The organism is Pseudomonas sp. PSB18 (assembly GCF_014596565.1).
Taxonomy (GTDB): Bacteria; Pseudomonadota; Gammaproteobacteria; order Pseudomonadales; family Pseudomonadaceae; genus Aquipseudomonas.
The window spans coordinates 179,105-194,970 of sequence record NZ_NOIN01000002.1; the positions used below are offsets into that span (position 1 = coordinate 179,105).

At 59.7% G+C, this 15,866-nt stretch carries 16 protein-coding genes; 6 read left to right on the forward strand and 10 right to left on the reverse strand.

Annotation, left to right across the window (positions count from 1 at the left end):
• Nucleotides 1-18: 18 nt before the first annotated feature.
• Entirely contained in the window at nt 19-756 is a 738-nt protein-coding gene (locus CGA22_RS04870) for a substrate-binding periplasmic protein (protein WP_041022568.1), read from the reverse strand.
• 255 nt (nt 757-1,011) lie between these two features.
• On the opposite strand from CGA22_RS04870, the gene CGA22_RS04875 reads away from it, so the two are divergent.
• Nucleotides 1,012-1,464, forward strand: coding sequence for a GNAT family N-acetyltransferase (locus CGA22_RS04875; protein ID WP_041022569.1), 453 nt, complete (start codon nt 1,012-1,014; stop codon nt 1,462-1,464).
• Between the two features lie 97 nt (nt 1,465-1,561).
• Here the strand turns inward: CGA22_RS04875 and CGA22_RS04880 are convergent, their stop codons facing one another.
• The 3 genes from CGA22_RS04880 to CGA22_RS04890 are packed head-to-tail and all read right to left on the reverse strand — an operon-like array spanning nt 1,562 to nt 4,533.
• Nucleotides 1,562-1,858, reverse strand: coding sequence for a helix-turn-helix domain-containing protein (locus CGA22_RS04880; RefSeq protein WP_041022570.1), 297 nt, complete (start codon nt 1,856-1,858; stop codon nt 1,562-1,564).
• Between the two features lie 4 nt (nt 1,859-1,862).
• On the reverse strand, nt 1,863-2,366 hold the full coding sequence (locus CGA22_RS04885; protein WP_041022571.1) for a M48 family metallopeptidase: 504 nt from the start codon (nt 2,364-2,366) through the stop codon (nt 1,863-1,865).
• 43 nt (nt 2,367-2,409) lie between these two features.
• Nucleotides 2,410-4,533, reverse strand: coding sequence for a putative bifunctional diguanylate cyclase/phosphodiesterase (locus CGA22_RS04890; RefSeq protein WP_041022572.1), 2,124 nt, complete (start codon nt 4,531-4,533; stop codon nt 2,410-2,412).
• A 313-nt stretch (nt 4,534-4,846) separates the two neighbouring features.
• Here CGA22_RS04890 and CGA22_RS04895 point away from each other — a divergent pair, with 313 nt between their 5' ends.
• The 3 genes from CGA22_RS04895 (at nt 4,847) to CGA22_RS04905 (ending at nt 6,990) form a co-directional block, all read left to right on the forward strand.
• The gene (locus tag CGA22_RS04895; protein ID WP_041022573.1) at nt 4,847-5,518 is read left to right on the forward strand and encodes a polysaccharide lyase family 7 protein; all 672 of its coding nucleotides are present in this window, start codon (nt 4,847-4,849) and stop codon (nt 5,516-5,518) included.
• 297 nt (nt 5,519-5,815) lie between these two features.
• Nucleotides 5,816-6,484, forward strand: a complete 669-nt coding sequence (locus CGA22_RS04900; RefSeq protein ID WP_041022574.1) for a polysaccharide lyase family 7 protein — start codon at nt 5,816-5,818, stop codon at nt 6,482-6,484.
• 236 nt (nt 6,485-6,720) lie between these two features.
• On the forward strand, nt 6,721-6,990 hold the full coding sequence (locus CGA22_RS04905) for an I78 family peptidase inhibitor (protein WP_177329206.1): 270 nt from the start codon (nt 6,721-6,723) through the stop codon (nt 6,988-6,990).
• Nucleotides 6,991-7,048: 58 nt separating this feature from the next.
• Here the strand turns inward: CGA22_RS04905 and fba are convergent, their stop codons facing one another.
• The 6 genes from fba to tkt form a co-directional block, all read right to left on the reverse strand.
• A complete protein-coding gene (gene fba, locus CGA22_RS04910; protein ID WP_024778835.1) occupies nt 7,049-8,113 on the reverse strand; it encodes a class II fructose-bisphosphate aldolase in 1,065 nt (354 codons plus the stop codon).
• A gap of 150 nt (nt 8,114-8,263) precedes the next feature.
• On the reverse strand, nt 8,264-8,596 hold the full coding sequence (locus CGA22_RS04915; protein WP_041020080.1) for an MliC family protein: 333 nt from the start codon (nt 8,594-8,596) through the stop codon (nt 8,264-8,266).
• 57 nt (nt 8,597-8,653) lie between these two features.
• The gene (locus CGA22_RS04920; protein WP_041020081.1) at nt 8,654-8,875 is read right to left on the reverse strand and encodes a hypothetical protein; all 222 of its coding nucleotides are present in this window, start codon (nt 8,873-8,875) and stop codon (nt 8,654-8,656) included.
• Nucleotides 8,876-8,906: 31 nt separating this feature from the next.
• Nucleotides 8,907-10,070 (reverse strand): phosphoglycerate kinase, encoded by a 1,164-nt coding sequence (locus tag CGA22_RS04925; RefSeq protein WP_041020082.1) that lies wholly within the window; start codon nt 10,068-10,070, stop codon nt 8,907-8,909.
• Nucleotides 10,071-10,094: 24 nt separating this feature from the next.
• The gene (gene epd, locus CGA22_RS04930; RefSeq protein ID WP_041020084.1) at nt 10,095-11,171 is read right to left on the reverse strand and encodes an erythrose-4-phosphate dehydrogenase; all 1,077 of its coding nucleotides are present in this window, start codon (nt 11,169-11,171) and stop codon (nt 10,095-10,097) included.
• A gap of 165 nt (nt 11,172-11,336) precedes the next feature.
• Nucleotides 11,337-13,334: a transketolase gene (tkt, locus tag CGA22_RS04935; RefSeq protein ID WP_024778840.1), complete on the reverse strand. Its 1,998-nt coding sequence runs from the start codon at nt 13,332-13,334 to the stop codon at nt 11,337-11,339.
• Between the two features lie 255 nt (nt 13,335-13,589).
• Here tkt and CGA22_RS04940 point away from each other — a divergent pair, with 255 nt between their 5' ends.
• Complete coding sequence (locus CGA22_RS04940; protein ID WP_188258496.1) at nt 13,590-14,585, forward strand: ArsR/SmtB family transcription factor; 996 nt, start codon at nt 13,590-13,592, stop codon at nt 14,583-14,585.
• 19 nt (nt 14,586-14,604) lie between these two features.
• Nucleotides 14,605-15,795: a methionine adenosyltransferase gene (gene metK / locus CGA22_RS04945; RefSeq protein WP_041021249.1), complete on the forward strand. Its 1,191-nt coding sequence runs from the start codon at nt 14,605-14,607 to the stop codon at nt 15,793-15,795.
• Nucleotides 15,796-15,866: the final 71 nt, after the last annotated feature.

Here is a 15,866-nt window from a genome sequence, read left to right on the forward strand (position 1 = left end):
GGGCAGCGCAAACCCTGCTCACATACCGTGCATTTCCAGGATCCGCGCATAACTCCCATCCGCCTTCATCGCCGCGATCTCCCGATCGAACCCCGCCACGATCTGCTCATGCTCCGGATTCTTCAGGCTGACCAGGATATGCAGGCTGTTTTCGCTCAACGGCTTGGGCAGGAACTCCACGGAATTGCGCACCTTGGGCGATTCGCGGGCCAGGTAATAACGAGCGACATACTCATCTTCCAAGGTCAACTTCACGCGATCGGCAGCAACCATGCGCACCGCCATCGCGAAGTTATGCACAGGGACCTTCTGCATTTGCTGGTCCTCATCGAACGTCTTGGAATAGGCATAACCGCGAACCACTGCAATGGGGTAGTCATATAGCTGTTGCAGACTGTCGAACTGGATCGGAGCGTCTTTGCGCTTGAGAAAACGCACGCGATTGAGCAGGTACTCGGCTGAGAACTGGCCTATGTGAGTGCGCTCCTCGCTGTACCAGGCGTTGACCAGTACGTCATAACGCCCCTCGCTGATGCCCAGCATCGCCCGGGCCCAAGGCACTTGTTCAAACTCGGTCGCATAACCGGCACGCGCCAGGGCGGTACTGACGATATCGGTCGCCAGGCCACCATTGACCAGCGTGGAGTCGGTAAAGGGCGGCCAGCCATCCGCAACCAGGCGCAACTTCTGCGCACAAGCGTTGTGACCCAACAACAGCAACCCGATCAAAACAAGAGCTCGATGCAATTGCGGCATGCCATACATCCTTGAAGGTTGCGAAGCCCATGTTTTTAACCGAAATTCGGGGGATAAACAGAGACATCCGACCTAACATTAGCTCATTGAAACCGCTGCGCAGCGCTTGGACGAAGATTACATAAAGACGACAACGCTGCGAAGGAAGAATGATGGCAATTTGGTCTTTATCACAATTTTTCGCTCGCCCGGGAAAGAGACATCCAAACACAGCGCACTTAATATCGGCATCGGGCTCCTCAGGAAATTCAGAACATGGACATCGATTGGGTCTGCAAACACCACAGTGACCTGAGCAAGGAACAGCTGTACGCCATTCTCAAATTGCGCGCCGACGTGTTCGTCGTCGAACAGAACTGCGCCTATCCGGACGTCGACGGGCTGGACCTGGAAGGCGATACGTTGCATCTGATGGCTTGGCGGGATAACCACCTCGTGGCCTACCTGCGCCTGCTCGATCCTCATTCCCAGAACAGCGACGTGGTGATTGGCCGCGTGATCATCGCCCCAGAGGCACGGGGACAGGGGCTGGGCCACACCTTGATGGAGCATGGACTCAAGCACGCCGAGAAGCATTGGCCCGGAACGTCGATTTCATTGTCGGCGCAGGCGCATCTGCAAGGGTATTACGGGCGGTATGGGTTTGAAGTGGTGGGGGTCGAATACCTGGAGGATGGTATTCCGCACATAGGCATGCATCGGCCTTGAGGCCATTATCGCGAGCAGGCTCGCTCCCACAGGGGTATGCATTCCAAATGTGGGAGCGAGCCTGCTCGCGATGAGGCCGGTACAGCCATCATCAGTATCAGGGGTACTCCAGCACCGCCTTGATCCGCTGCAGATTGGCCTCGATCCACCGCCGATCGAGCGCCCCCCAATCGCGGATCCGATAGCCCCCGGCATGGTTGCGGGCCCCTTCCTGCTGCTCGAACTCGCACACGATATCCAGATCCGCCAGCGCCGCGACCGTGTCCTGGGCGGTGCGTCGAGGCATGCCGGTCGCATCCATGAGCGCCGGGACATTGCTGGCCACGCCGCTGTCGATCAGGTAAGCCACATACAAGCGGCGATAGAAGCTGCTCTTGGTCTTGCTGACATCCATCCGGTCATTCCTTCGGTTGTTGCAGATCGCGCCAGGTCAGGTACACCCGCAGGTCGAATTCCAGCTGGTGATACCCCGGCAGCATGTGCTCGCAGAGTTGGTAGAACGCCTTGTTGTGGTCCGATTCCTTGAAGTGGGCCAGTTCATGCACCACGATCATGTTCAGGAATTCGGGTGCGGCGTCCTTGAACAGCGACGCGATGCGGATTTCCTTCTTCGCCTTGAGCTTGCCACCCTGCACCCGTGAAACCGCGGTGTGCAGGCCGAGGGCGCGATGGGTCAGGTCGAGGCGGTTGTCGAACAACACCTTGTCAATGGCCGGCGCATTACGCAGGTACTGTTGCTTGAGTTCCAGTGCATAACTGTACAGAGCCTTGTCGCTCTGGATCGGATGTCGACCCGGATAGCGCTGCTGCAGGTAATCACCCAGGCGATCCTGGGCAATCAACTGCTGCACCTGAGCTTGCAACGCGGTGGGGTAGGCCTGGAGGTACTTGAGCGCGGTCATCGAGCGGCAATACTGTGGAGAAAAGATCGCCAGTGTAGCGAACTCAGACCGTCAGCGCGCCCCAGTCAAAGGGTTTGGCGAACGCATCGGTGTCTGCGGCCATCAAGGGTCGCGCCACGAGGAATCCCTGCACATACTCACAACCATGGTCCTTGAGCCATTGATATTGCGCCAGGGTCTCAACGCCTTCGGCGATCACCCGCAGGCCCAATTGCGTGCACAAGTCGATCACCGAGGCCGCCAGGGCAGCATCGCGCGGTGAATCCGGCAATCGGGCGATCAGGTGCCGGTCGAGCTTGAGGGTATCGAGTTCAAGGTCGCGCAGATGGGTCAGGGAGCACGGTCCCGAGCCGAAATCATCCAGCGCCACCCGCACCCCGAGGTGGCGCAACAGGCGCAACTGCTTCTGGGTTTCGTCGGGATTGCGCATCAGCGCGTCTTCGGTCACCTCGACTTCAAGTTGCCGAGGCCTCAAGGCATGGCGCTCCAGGACCTGACGCAACTCGGTCACCAGGTTCGGCATGCCGAACTGGGTACTGCTCAGGCTCACGCCCAACACCAGGTCATCGGCGAAATTTCGCTCCCAGACTTTGCGCTGGGCCGCACTGCGATGGTAAATCCAGCTGCCCAGCCGGCTGATCAGTCGTGCTTCCTCCAACAAGGGCAGGAACAGGCCCGGCGGTACATCGCCGACGCTCGGGTGCTGCCAGCGCAATAACGCCTCGAACCCGCGAATCCGCCCATCGTGGATGTTCACCTGGGGCTGGTAGACCATATTGAAATCGCGGTTCTCGATGGCCGAGCGCACGCTTTCCTCGAGCATCAACCGTGAACGGGCTCGACCGTTCATTTCGTGGTCGTAAAAACGGTATTGCTGGCGGCCGGCGCGCTTGGCTTCGTACATGGCGATGTCGGACGCACGCAGCAACCCGTCAAGATTGGCGCCGCAATCCGGGTACGTCGCAATACCGATACTGGCCCCCAACGCCACATCCATGCCTTCGATCTGCTGGCAGATCGCGACCCGCTCGATAAGCTTTTCCGCAATCTTGGCCGCCTGCTCCGGGTGCTCCAGGTCCAGCAGGGCCGTGAACTCATCACCGCCCAGACGCGCCAGGATGTCGAAGGGGCGCAGGCAAGCTTTCAACTGCTCCGAGACCCAGCGCAGCACCCGGTCACCGGCATCGTGTCCCAACGAGTCGTTGACGCGCTTGAAACCGTCGAGATCCAGATACAGCAGCACCCAATTGCTTTCCAGCCGCTCGCTACGCATCAACAGGTTTTCGGCGGTCTGATAAAACCCCCTGCGGTTGAGCAAACCGGTCAGCGGGTCCGTGACGGCCTGGAATTCGAGTTGCTGGTGCAAGTGCCGGACTACCGACATGTCCTGAAGCGTCACCACCATGGCCTTCTGTTCCGAAGGCAGCGGGGCGCAGGACAAGGCTACCGACACCTGTTGACCAGGCGCGGTACGCAGGACCGCATCATGCAAACGCCAGGTCTGGCCACGGCAATAGGCGATATGAATATCGGAATCGACCCATTGTGGGATATGAGGCTTCTGCAGGTAATCCAGAAACGGCGTCCCCTGCAATTGCTCGGCCTTTGCATTGAGCAGACGGCAAGTGGACGGATTGGCGAAACGGATGCAACCAGCCTCGTCCACCACGAGGATCCCCTCGGCCGCATTGTCCAGCACCGAGGCGTTGAACGCCCTGGCAGCTTCCAGATCCTGGCTCAGGCGCTGCAAGGCCCGGCGATTGCGCTGGTGCTCCAGCAACGCCTGGACCTTGGGCTTGAGGATCTGCGGATCGAAGGGTTTGAACAGATAGTCCACCGCGCCACTGGCATAGCCCTTGATCACCGCATCCTGGGATTGCTCATTGGCGGTCAGGAAAATGATCGGCGTGAGCCGCGTGCGCTGGCTGCCGCGCATCAGGCGCGCCACTTCGAAACCGTCCATGTCCGGCATCTGCACATCCAGCAAAACCAGGTCGATGTCATGTTCGAGCAGCAGGTTAAGGGCCTCGACACCCGAGGCTGCGGTCATAACCTGCCAATCCTGACGCTGCAACAACGCCCGCATGCTGAGCAGGTTTTCAGGGTAATCATCAACAATCAAAAGGACGGAGCTGTCTTCACCAAGCGTAGGTTGCGCGCATTCCATGCTGCTTCTCTTATCGGGGCGCCACGTCCGTTTTACGTAGCAAAACAGACAAATACTGTGTTCTCACTCTAGACCGTGATTTTGAAAAGCAGTAGGTGTCATCGCGCCATCATCCCGACAATGCCCAAAATAGCCGACTAACGGTCACCCGTCTCAGGCACAGAAACTGCAATAGACCACAGTGACGATCACTTGACGTCAATCATTCGCCGCAAAACGACAACAAGCTCAAACCGGTGCTATCAGGACGCCCCAATCCGCGGGCTAGAGCCTCGCGTTGTTGCGCCCTAACATTTCATTGCAGGAACTGAACATGATCGACCTTAACACTTGGAATTTGAGCATCCCCGAAGGCAGCCCGGCGATGACTATCGAAACCCCTCGCCTGGCGCAAGGGTTCAAGGATCAGTACTTCAGCGCCGAAACCGGCACGGTATTTTTCTGGGCGCCTGTAACCGGCTCCAAGACCGAGAACGCGATTTACCCCCGCAGCGAACTGCGGGAAACCTACAGCGACGGTACCCTGCGGAACTGGCTGTACTCGGCGGCGGACAATACCCTGCGGGCCACGGTGACCGTCAACCAGGTGCCCAGCAGCGGCAAGGTCGTGATTGGCCAGATCCACACCAAGAACAGCACCAGCCCCATGGTGAAACTGGAATATCAGTACAAGGCCTATAGCGCCACCGGCAACATCGTCGCCAAGGTACGGATGCGTCCCGATGACGAAACCGGCCAGGTCATCACCGTTGCCACCGGTGTGAAGCTCGATCGTAGCTTCTCCTACATGATCCACCTCAGCCCGAAGGGTGCCCTGGGCATTACCGCGGCGGGCTACAACTGGAGAACGACCATTGACCCGAGCTGGAAGGACAAGCCCCTGTACTTCAAGGCGGGTGTGTATGTGCAGGACAACACCGGCTACCCCACCGAAGGTGGAAAAGTGTCGTTCAGCCTGCTGGAAATCAAACACACCGCTCTTTAACTATTGCTCCATCTTTGAAGGCATCCGCTTCCGGATGCCTTTTTTTTGTCCGTATGCGACGAAGAGCCAAATGGCCATGTGCCAATTGTTCCGCGAAAAATCAGCTTGGCCGACCAACGGTCATCTGTCTCGGGCACAAAAGCGGCAAACGCAACTCTGACGGACTGTTGGCGCCAACCCTCCGCCGAACGAATGTGCCAAATACTCGCTCGCGCTTCCATCTGGCCTCAGCAAAAGCGCGTCTTAGAGCCTCCGGCTGTGGCGTAAATCATTTCTTCTCTCAGAAAGGATCCGAACATGGTCGATCTTGCAACCTGGAACCTGAGCATCCCTGAAGGCAGTCCGCCGAAAACCATCGAAACCCCTCGGCTGGTGGACGGATTCCGGGACAAATATTTCAACTCCGAAGGCAGCACCGTGTATTTCTGGTCGCCCGTCACCGGGACCAAGACCGAAAACGCGATCTACCCACGCAGCGAATTGCGCGAGACCTACAGGGACGGCACCTTGCGCAACTGGCTGTATCCCGATGCCGACAATAAATTGAGCGCGACCCTGGTCGTCAACCAGGTGCCCAGCAGCGGCAAGATCGTGATCGGTCAGATTCATGCCAAGGACAGCAGCAAACCCATGGTGAAACTGGAATACCAGTACAAGGACGCCAGCGACACCGGCGACATCGTCGCCAAAGTCCGCATGCGCCCCGATGACAGCAAGGGCCGGGTCATCACAGTCGCCAGCGGTGTGAAACTTTCTCAGGCGTTCTCTTATCGGATCCACCTGGATCGGACCGGGGACCTGGGTATCACCGCGGCGGGTCGTAGCTGGTACACCACCATCAGCTCCACGTGGCGGGTCAGGCCGCTGTATTTCAAGGCCGGGGTATATGTGCAGGACAACACGGGCTATACCAGCGAAGGCGGGAAAGTGACGTTCAGCAAGCTGGATATCGATCACAACACCTGAGTACTCAGCTCCGAATCTCGTAGCAATCCGGCTCTTTTGTGGCACACCCCGCAGGGCTGCCAAGCAGCCCTGGCTTTTCGTCAGACCCGCTCTTATTCATATCGAATAAAAACAAACTGCACAGTGCAAAAACCTATAAAGAACTGTCATCTATGACAGTAGCCTCCAACATCACAACGTTTCAGGCTGGCTCCACCCCGTTTGTAAACGGAGGCCTATACAAAGGGAGCTTATCTATGAGCAATAAATTACTGATCCTTGCATCGACCCTGTTGATGGGCGCAGCCGCCCATGCGCAGGCCGCCTGCGATGCAACACTCGTCCAGGATCTTATTGGCAAAAAGTTCGACGCTGCAACCGAGAAGGATGCAAAGGCTCGAGCAGGCGCGGATCTCGTAAGAAGTACACCGCCAGGAGAGGGCTTTTTAATTAAAAACTTAAACAACGGACGACTCAGCATTATGGTCGACAAGGACGGCAACATTGCGAGCATAACCTGCAACTAGCCAAATCCCGAGCATAAAAAAACCGCATTAATCAATGCGGTTTTTTTATATATAAGGCTTAGTTGACCTTCGCGTTCAACTCACCCTTCAGATAACGCTGAAACATTGCTTCCATGGAGATCGGCTTGATCTTCGAAGCATTACCCGCCGTACCAAACGCCTCATAACGCGCAATACACACATCACGCATCGCAGTCACGGTCGCGCCAAAGAACTTGCGCGGATCGAACTCGCTCGGGTTGGTCGCCATCAAGCGGCGCATGGCACCGGTGGACGCCAGGCGCAGGTCGGTGTCGATGTTGACCTTGCGTACGCCGTGCTTGATGCCTTCGACAATTTCCTCGACCGGCACGCCGTAGGTTTCCTTGATGTCGCCACCGTACTGGTTGATGATCGCCAGCCACTCCTGCGGCACCGAGGAGGAGCCGTGCATCACCAGGTGGGTGTTGGGGATGCGCTTGTGGATTTCCTTGATGCGGTCGATCGCCAGCACGTCACCGGTGGGCGGCTTGGTGAACTTGTAGGCGCCGTGGCTGGTGCCGATGGCGATGGCCAGGGCGTCGACCTGGGTTTTCTTGACGAAGTCGGCGGCTTCTTCCGGGTCGGTCAGCATCTGGCTGTGATCCAGCACGCCTTCGGCACCGATACCGTCTTCTTCACCCGCCATGCCGGTTTCCAGCGAGCCCAGGCAACCCAGCTCACCTTCCACCGAAACGCCGCAGGCGTGAGCCATGGCTACGGTCTGTTGGGTGACGCGTACGTTGTATTCGTAGTCGGTCGGGGTCTTGCCGTCTTCACCCAGGGAACCGTCCATCATTACCGAGCTGAAGCCCAGTTGAATGGAACGCTGGCAGACGTCAGGGCTGGTGCCGTGGTCTTGGTGCATGCACACCGGGATGTGCGGGAATTCTTCGATTGCCGCCAGGATCAGGTGACGCAGGAACGGCGCACCAGCGTATTTGCGGGCGCCAGCCGAAGCCTGGACGATCACCGGAGAGTCGGTCTTGTCAGCGGCTTCCATGATGGCGCGCATCTGCTCAAGGTTGTTGACGTTAAAGGCTGGAACGCCGTAGCCGAATTCGGCTGCGTGGTCCAGCATCTGACGCATGCTGATAAGTGCCATTGTGTGTCTCTCCCGTCGAGGGTCGTTAATCGTACCAGCCTGCCGTAGCGGCGGCGGCTATTCAAGTCATTGCGGGTCGGGGTTAGCCCTCGACCGCGAATTCGGTGTTACCTGTCTCTTCAGCGTTCACAGAACCCTGTGGGATTTCAATTACTGCGCCTTGCAACCCCGGCCAATCAAATCATTGGTGGCAACCCAGTACGCCAGGCCTTCGTCACCATTGATGTGAAACGCCAGCATGTCGTCGCTGTACAGCGCGCCCGACGCACCCGGCTCCTGCTTCAGACGATAAACCTGCTCGGCCCCGCCGAGGCGCACATCGACGGCCTTGCGGGTGCCGTCGGTATAGCGCCAGAGCACCTTGGCCTCACTGTCACAGGTCCAGGTCGTCCAGCCCGCCACGGGGTCGGACGCGTTCGAAAAACCCAACTGCGCGCAACCGGCCAGCAATGCCAACGCCACAACGGCGATCAAGCCTTTCATCCGTGTTCCTCGACCGGCGACGCATGCCGCCGGCCATGAGTTAAAGGGTCAGACCCGTCAAGGACAACCATGTTCCTTGGTCGGGGTTTGCGTTTCGTATTTGTCCAGACCGTCCGGCCCGGAGCGCTTGTTCAGCACCGGGTTGGTTTCCGCCTGCCAGTCCGCCTGGTAGCAGCCTGGCTCCGGATCGCTGGCGGCCGGTTCCGGCGTCGCTTGCGGGTGACTCCCGCAAGCGGCCAGGGCCGCGGTCAACAACAAAAGCGTCCACGTCTTGACCATAAAAACGCTCCCTTGCCTGGTCAATGCCGCCTCAGGCCTTGGCTCGGCTTTCCAGGACTTCTACCGCCGGCAGCACTTTGCCTTCGACGAACTCGAGGAACGCACCGCCACCGGTGGAAATGTAGGAGATCTGTTCGGCAACGCCGTATTTGTCGATCGCCGCCAGGGTGTCACCGCCACCCGCGATGGAGAACGCAGCGCTGTCGGCGATGGCCTGGGCCAAGACCTTGGTGCCGTTGCCGAACTGGTCGAACTCAAACACACCGACTGGGCCGTTCCACAGGATAGTCTTGGAAGATTTCAACAGTTCGGCGAAGTTGGCCGCGGTCTGTGGGCCAATGTCCAGGATCATGTCGTCGGCGGCCACGTCGGCGATGGCCTTGACGGTAGCCGCAGCGCTTTCAGCGAATTCCTTGGCGACCACCACGTCCACCGGCAACGGTACGCTGACCTTGGCGGCGATTTCTCGGGCGGTGTCCAGCAGATCCGGTTCGTACAGGGACTTGCCGACCGGGTGACCGGCTGCGGCGAGGAAAGTGTTGGCAATGCCGCCGCCGACGATCAATTGGTCGCAGATCTGGCTGAGGCTGTTGAGCACGTCGAGTTTTGTCGACACCTTGGAACCGGCGACGATGGCAGCCATCGGCTTGGCCGGCGCCCCCAGGGCCTTGCCCAGTGCATCCAGTTCGGCGGCCAGCAGCGGGCCGGCCGCGGCGACTTTGGCAAACTTCGCCACGCCATGGGTCGAACCTTCGGCACGGTGGGCGGTGCCGAAAGCATCCATCACAAACACGTCGCACAAGGCTGCGTATTGCTGGGCCAGCTCGTCGGCGTTCTTTTTCTCGCCCTTGTTGAAGCGCACGTTTTCGAACAGCACGACATCACCGGCCTTCACGTCGACGCCGCCCAGGTAGTCAGCCACCAGCGGCACTTCGCGACCCAGGGCACGGCTCAGGTAGTCGGCCACGGGCTTGAGGCTGTTTTCGGCCGAGAACTCGCCTTCGGTCGGACGGCCCAGGTGGGAGCAGACCATCACGGCCGCACCTTTTTCCAAGGCCAGCTTGATGGTCGGCAGCGAAGCCAGGATACGCGCGTCGCTGGTGACGACACCGTCCTTGACAGGGACGTTGAGGTCTTCGCGGATCAGTACGCGCTTACCTTGCAGATCGAGGTCGGACATCTTCAACACGGTCATGGGTCGCAATTCCTGGATAACTGTTTAGGGAGCAGATTTGTTGGAAACGGAGGTCGCCTGCGATGTCGCCGTCTGCAGATAATGTTCGGCGACGTCGAGCATTCGATTGGCAAACCCCCATTCGTTGTCGAACCAGGCCAGGATGTTCACCAGCCTCGGGCCGGATACACGGGTCTGGCTGGCATCGACGATGGCCGAATGTGGGTCATGGTTAAAATCACAACTTGCATGAGGCAACTCGGTGTAGGCCAGCAGGCCTTTGAGCGGGCCGCTGGTAGCGGCTTCGCGCAGGATCCGGTTGACCTCGGTGGCGTCGGTGTCGCTCACGGTCTGCATCGTCATATCGAGGCAGGACACGTTGACCGTCGGCACTCGCACGGCTTTGGCCTGAATTCTCCCCGCAAGTTCCGGTAGCAGCCGTTCAATGCCTCGCGCCAGACCAGTGGACACCGGGATCACCGACTGGAACGCCGAGCGAGTGCGGCGCAAGTCTTCGTGATGGTAGGCGTCGATCACCGGCTGATCGTTCATCGCCGAATGGATGGTGGTGATCGACACGTACTCCAGGCCAATGGCCTGATCCAGCAGACGCAACAGCGGCACGCCGCAGTTGGTGGTGCAGGAGGCATTGGATACCAGCAATTCGTGGCCGGTCAGGCAATCCTGATTGACGCCGTAGACGATGGTGGCGTCCACATCCGCTTCACTGGCCATCGGCTGGGAAAACAGCACCCGCGGCGCACCGGCAGCGAGGAAACGCTCACCGTCTGCGCGGGTGTGGTAGGCGCCGGAACACTCGAGCACCAGATCGACGCCCAGGGACGCCCAATCGATGCCTTCGGGGGTGGCACTGCGCAGGACTTTCACGCAGTTGCCATTAATGTGCAGACAATCGCCCTCGACCCGTACTTCGCCGGGGAACCGGCCATGGGTGGAGTCGAAGCGTGTCAGGTATTCGATGCTGGCCATGTCGGCCAGATCGTTGATGGCCACGATTTCGAAGCCGGCCTCAGCCCCTCGCTCGAACAACGCACGCAAGACGCAACGACCAATCCGGCCGTAGCCGTTGAGTGCAACTTTGTAGGGACGCGGTTGGGGCATGGGGCTCTCTGATTTGAGTGAATCCATGAATATGGCGCTGAACATTGGATTGTCATCGCGGGCAAGCCTTGCTCCCACAGGTTGGCATTTCCCTGTGGGAATACACATCCTGTGGGAGCAAGGCTTGCCCGCGATAGCGCCAGAACAGGCGATACATTCCTGGACTTAGTCTTCCAGCAACTCCTCAGCCTGACCCAGGATGTTTTCCAGGGTGAAACCGAACTCCTCGAACAGCGCCGGCGCAGGCGCCGACTCGCCGTAGGTGGTCATGCCGATCACGCGACCTTCCAGGCCCACGTACTTGTACCAGTAATCGGCGTGAGCAGCCTCGATGGCGATCCGGGCGCTGACCTGCAGCGGCAATACCGACTGCTTGTAGCCGGCGTCCTGGGCATCGAACACGCTGGTGCAAGGCATGGACACTACGCGCACGTTGCGGCCCTGCTCGGTCAGTTTGTCGTAGGCCTGGACAGCCAGGCCGACTTCGGAACCGGTGGCGATCAGGATCAGCTCAGGCTCGCCGATGCAATCCTTGAGCACATAACCGCCACGGGCGATCTCGTCGATCTGGCCGACTTCACGGGCCTGATGCTGCAGGTTCTGACGGGAGAAGATCAGCGCCGACGGACCGTCGTTTCGCTCGATGGCGTACTTCCAGGCCACCGCCGACTCCACGGCGTCGCACGGGCGCCAGGTGTCCAGGTTCGGGGTGCAACGCAAGCTCGCCAGTTGCTCGATCGGCTGGTGAGTCGGGCCGTCTTCGCCCAGGCCGATGGAGTCGTGGGTGAATACGTAGAGCACGCGTTTCTTCATCAAGGCCGACATGCGCACGGCATTGCGGGCATATTCCATGAACATCAGGAAGGTGGCGCCGTAAGGCACCAGGCCGCCGTGCAGCGCGACGCCGTTCATGATCGCGCTCATGCCGAACTCACGAACGCCGTAGTACATGTAGTTGCCGCTGGCGTCTTCGGCGCTGACGCCCTTGCAGCCTTTCCACAGGGTCAGGTTGGAACCGGCCAGGTCGGCCGAACCGCCCAGCAGCTCCGGCAGCAATGGGCCGAAAGCGTTCAGGGTGTTCTGACTGGCCTTGCGGCTGGCAATGGTTTCGCCCTTGGCTGCGACTTCGGCGATGTAGGCCGAGGCTTTTTCGGCGAAATCGGCCGGCAGTTCACCGCTGAGGCGACGCACCAGTTCGTTGGCCAGGGCAGGGAATTCGGCGGAGTAGGCAGCGAAACGCTGATCCCAGTCGGCTTCGAGGGCACGGCCCTTTTCCTTGGCGTCCCATTCGGCGTAGATGTCCGCCGGGATTTCGAACGGACCGTGTTCCCACTTCAGCGCAGCGCGGGTCAGGGCGATTTCCTCGGCACCCAGGGGGGCGCCGTGGCAGTCTTCCTTGCCTTGCTTGTTCGGCGAGCCGAAACCGATGGTGGTCTTGCAGCAGATCAGGGTCGGCTGGGCGCTCTTGCGGGCCGTCTCGATGGCAGTCTTGATCTCTTCCGGATCGTGGCCATCGACGTTACGGATCACCAGCCAGTTGTAGGCTTCGAAACGTTTCGGCGTGTCATCGGTGAACCAGCCTTCGACTTCACCATCGATGGAAATGCCGTTGTCGTCGTAGAACGCGATCAGCTTGTCCAGGCCCAGGGTGCCGGCCAGGGAAGCGACTTCATGGGAAATGCCTTCCATCATGCAGCCATCACCCAGGAACACGTAGGTGTGGTGATCGACAACGTTATGCCCCGGGCGGTTGAATTGCGCGGCGAGGACTTTTTCCGCCAGGGCGAAGCCCACGGCATTGGCCAGGCCCTGACCCAGTGGGCCGGTGGTGGTTTCCACGCCTGGGGTGTAGCCATATTCGGGGTGACCCGGGGTGCGGCTGTGCAATTGACGGAAGTTCTTCAGGTCATCGATCGACAGATCGTAGCCGGTCAGGTGCAGCAGCGAGTAGATCAACATCGAACCGTGGCCGTTGGACAGCACGAAGCGGTCACGGTCAGCGAACGATGGATTGCTCGGGCTGTGCTTGAGGTAGTCGCGCCACAGCACCTCGGCGATATCCGCCATGCCCATCGGGGCACCTGGGTGGCCGCTGTTGGCTTTCTGCACGGCATCCATGCTGAGGGCACGAATGGCATTGGCACGCTCACGACGGCTGGGCATCGCTGATCTCCTGGGTTTGAATAACGAAACTGAAAAAAGGCGTGCATTTTCCCTCACCCACCCGCCCGGGGCAATGACAGATAGTCATCCAGAGCGGTTTTTCCGGTGGATAAAGTCGCTTTCGCCAGGTGAAACCTTTCCGCTGCTGGTTTGTAGAGTAAAGCCCGTTTCGAGAAGTGCCATTTATCGAGCAATATCAAAACTTTTTGATATTGAACTTGCGATGATCCAGACCCATCACTAGACTGCCGCCCTATGAACTTACGCGTGCCGTCCATTCGCCATGAAGACAGCGACGAGCTGGCGGCCCTTTGCAAGGCCGGCGGCGATCCGCTGCGGCTCAATGTATTGCGGGCCCTGGCCAACGATTCGTTCGGCGTACTGGAACTGGCGCAGATCTTCGGCATCGGCCAGTCCGGCATGAGCCATCACCTCAAGGTCCTGGCCCAGGCCGACCTGGTGGCCACCCGCCGCGAAGGCAACGCCATTTTCTATCGCCGCGCCCTGCCCCACACCGAGCTGTTGGGTGGCAAGTTGCATGCGGCATTGCTGGATGAAGTGGACGAGTTGCACCTGCCGGCGGACGTGCAGGCGCGCATCGCCCAGGTGCACGGGCAACGGGCCGCCGCCAGCCAGGATTTTTTTGCACGGGTAGCGGAGAAGTTCCGGGCCCAGCAGGACCTGATCGCGGGCCTGCCGCAATACCGCGAGAGCGTCGTGGCGCTGCTCGACAAGCTCAGCTTCGAGCCTGCCGCCACGGCCATTGAAGTGGGTCCCGGCGACGGCGCTTTCCTGCCGGAACTGGCACGGCGCTTCAGCCAGGTAACGGCGCTGGACAACAGCCCGGCGATGCTCGAACTGGCGCGCCAGGTATGCGAACGTGAACAGCTGACTCATGTCAGCCTGCAATTGGCCGATGCCTTGGAAGGTGTGAGCCTGCGAGCCGATTGCGTTGTATTGAACATGGTACTGCACCATTTTGCCGCGCCGGCCGATGCGCTCAGGCACATGGCCGGCCTGCTGCAACCAGGCGGTAGCCTGTTGGTGACAGAGTTATGCAGCCACAACCAGAGTTGGGCCAGGGAGGCCTGCGGTGATCTCTGGTTGGGGTTTGAACAGGACGATCTGGCCCGTTGGGCCACCGCTGCGGGCCTCGTGCCCGGGGAAAGCCTCTATGTAGGCTTACGTAATGGTTTCCAGATCCAGGTTCGCCACTTTCAGCGACCGGCTGGCGACACTCACCATCGGTAACTTGTAGGAAAACATCGAGATGAGCGAATACTCCCTTTTCACCTCCGAGTCCGTGTCTGAAGGGCATCCGGACAAAATCGCCGACCAGATTTCTGATGCGGTGCTGGACGCCATCATTGCTGAAGACAAGTTCGCCCGCGTGGCGTGCGAGACTCTGGTGAAAACGGGCGTGGCGATCATCGCCGGCGAAGTCACCACCTCGGCCTGGGTCGACCTGGAACAGATCGTCCGCGACGTCATCCTGGGCATCGGCTACAACAGCTCCGACGTCGGCTTCGACGGCGCGACCTGCGGCGTGATGAACATCATCGGTAAACAATCGGTGGACATCGCCCAAGGCGTTGACCGCAGCAAGCCGGAAGATCAGGGCGCAGGCGACCAGGGCCTGATGTTCGGCTATGCCAGCAACGAAACCGACGTGCTGATGCCAGCCCCGATCACCTTCTCGCACCAACTGGTGCAGCGCCAGGCCGAAGCCCGTAAGTCCGGCCTGCTGCCGTGGCTGCGTCCGGATGCCAAGTCCCAGGTCACCTGCCGTTACGAAAATGGCAAGGTGGTGGGTATCGACGCCATCGTATTGTCGACCCAACACAACCCTGAAGTGTCCTACAAAGACCTGCGCGAAGGCGTGATGGAGCTGATCGTCAAGCACGTACTGCCTGCCGAGCTGCTGAACAAGGACACCCAGTTCCACATCAACCCGACCGGCAACTTCATCATCGGTGGCCCGGTAGGCGACTGCGGCCTGACCGGTCGCAAGATCATCGTCGACAGCTACGGCGGCATGGCCCGTCACGGCGGTGGCGCATTCTCCGGCAAGGATCCATCGAAGGTTGACCGCTCGGCAGCCTACGCCGGTCGCTATGTGGCCAAGAACATTGTCGCTGCCGGCCTGGCCGAGCGCTGCGAGATCCAGGTTTCCTACGCCATCGGCGTTGCCCAGCCTACGTCGATCTCGCTGAATACCTTCGGCACCGGCAAGATCAGCGACGACAAGATCATCAAACTGGTTCGTGAAGTGTTCGACCTGCGTCCGTACGCCATCACCACCATGCTCGACCTGCTGCACCCGATGTACCAGGAAACTGCCGCTTATGGCCACTTCGGTCGCACGCCGCAAACCAAGACCATCGGTGGCGACACGTTCACCACCTTTACCTGGGAAAAAACCGACCGCGCCGACGCCCTGCGCGCCGCTGCCGGCCTGTAATACCTGCTGTCATGAAAAAGCCCCTGGCGACCAGGTCGCCAGGGGCTTTTTCATGTTTGGCCTGCTGAGTT

Coding starts and splice junctions, on each gene's coding strand:
- CGA22_RS04890 (WP_041022572.1), bottom strand. CDS start 4,533: ATGGAATGCGCGCAACCTACGCTTGGTGAAGACAGCTCCGTCCTTTTG.
- CGA22_RS04940 (WP_188258496.1), top strand. CDS start 13,590: ATGAACTTACGCGTGCCGTCCATTCGCCATGAAGACAGCGACGAGCTG.
- metK (WP_041021249.1), top strand. CDS start 14,605: ATGAGCGAATACTCCCTTTTCACCTCCGAGTCCGTGTCTGAAGGGCAT.
- CGA22_RS04880 (WP_041022570.1), bottom strand. CDS start 1,858: ATGGATGTCAGCAAGACCAAGAGCAGCTTCTATCGCCGCTTGTATGTG.
- fba (WP_024778835.1), bottom strand. CDS start 8,113: ATGGCACTTATCAGCATGCGTCAGATGCTGGACCACGCAGCCGAATTC.
- epd (WP_041020084.1), bottom strand. CDS start 11,171: ATGCCCCAACCGCGTCCCTACAAAGTTGCACTCAACGGCTACGGCCGG.
- CGA22_RS04920 (WP_041020081.1), bottom strand. CDS start 8,875: ATGGTCAAGACGTGGACGCTTTTGTTGTTGACCGCGGCCCTGGCCGCT.
- CGA22_RS04885 (WP_041022571.1), bottom strand. CDS start 2,366: ATGACCGCGCTCAAGTACCTCCAGGCCTACCCCACCGCGTTGCAAGCT.
- CGA22_RS04900 (WP_041022574.1), top strand. CDS start 5,816: ATGGTCGATCTTGCAACCTGGAACCTGAGCATCCCTGAAGGCAGTCCG.
- CGA22_RS04915 (WP_041020080.1), bottom strand. CDS start 8,596: ATGAAAGGCTTGATCGCCGTTGTGGCGTTGGCATTGCTGGCCGGTTGC.
- CGA22_RS04875 (WP_041022569.1), top strand. CDS start 1,012: ATGGACATCGATTGGGTCTGCAAACACCACAGTGACCTGAGCAAGGAA.
- CGA22_RS04870 (WP_041022568.1), bottom strand. CDS start 756: ATGCCGCAATTGCATCGAGCTCTTGTTTTGATCGGGTTGCTGTTGTTG.
- CGA22_RS04925 (WP_041020082.1), bottom strand. CDS start 10,070: ATGACCGTGTTGAAGATGTCCGACCTCGATCTGCAAGGTAAGCGCGTA.
- CGA22_RS04895 (WP_041022573.1), top strand. CDS start 4,847: ATGATCGACCTTAACACTTGGAATTTGAGCATCCCCGAAGGCAGCCCG.
- CGA22_RS04905 (WP_177329206.1), top strand. CDS start 6,721: ATGAGCAATAAATTACTGATCCTTGCATCGACCCTGTTGATGGGCGCA.
- tkt (WP_024778840.1), bottom strand. CDS start 13,334: ATGCCCAGCCGTCGTGAGCGTGCCAATGCCATTCGTGCCCTCAGCATG.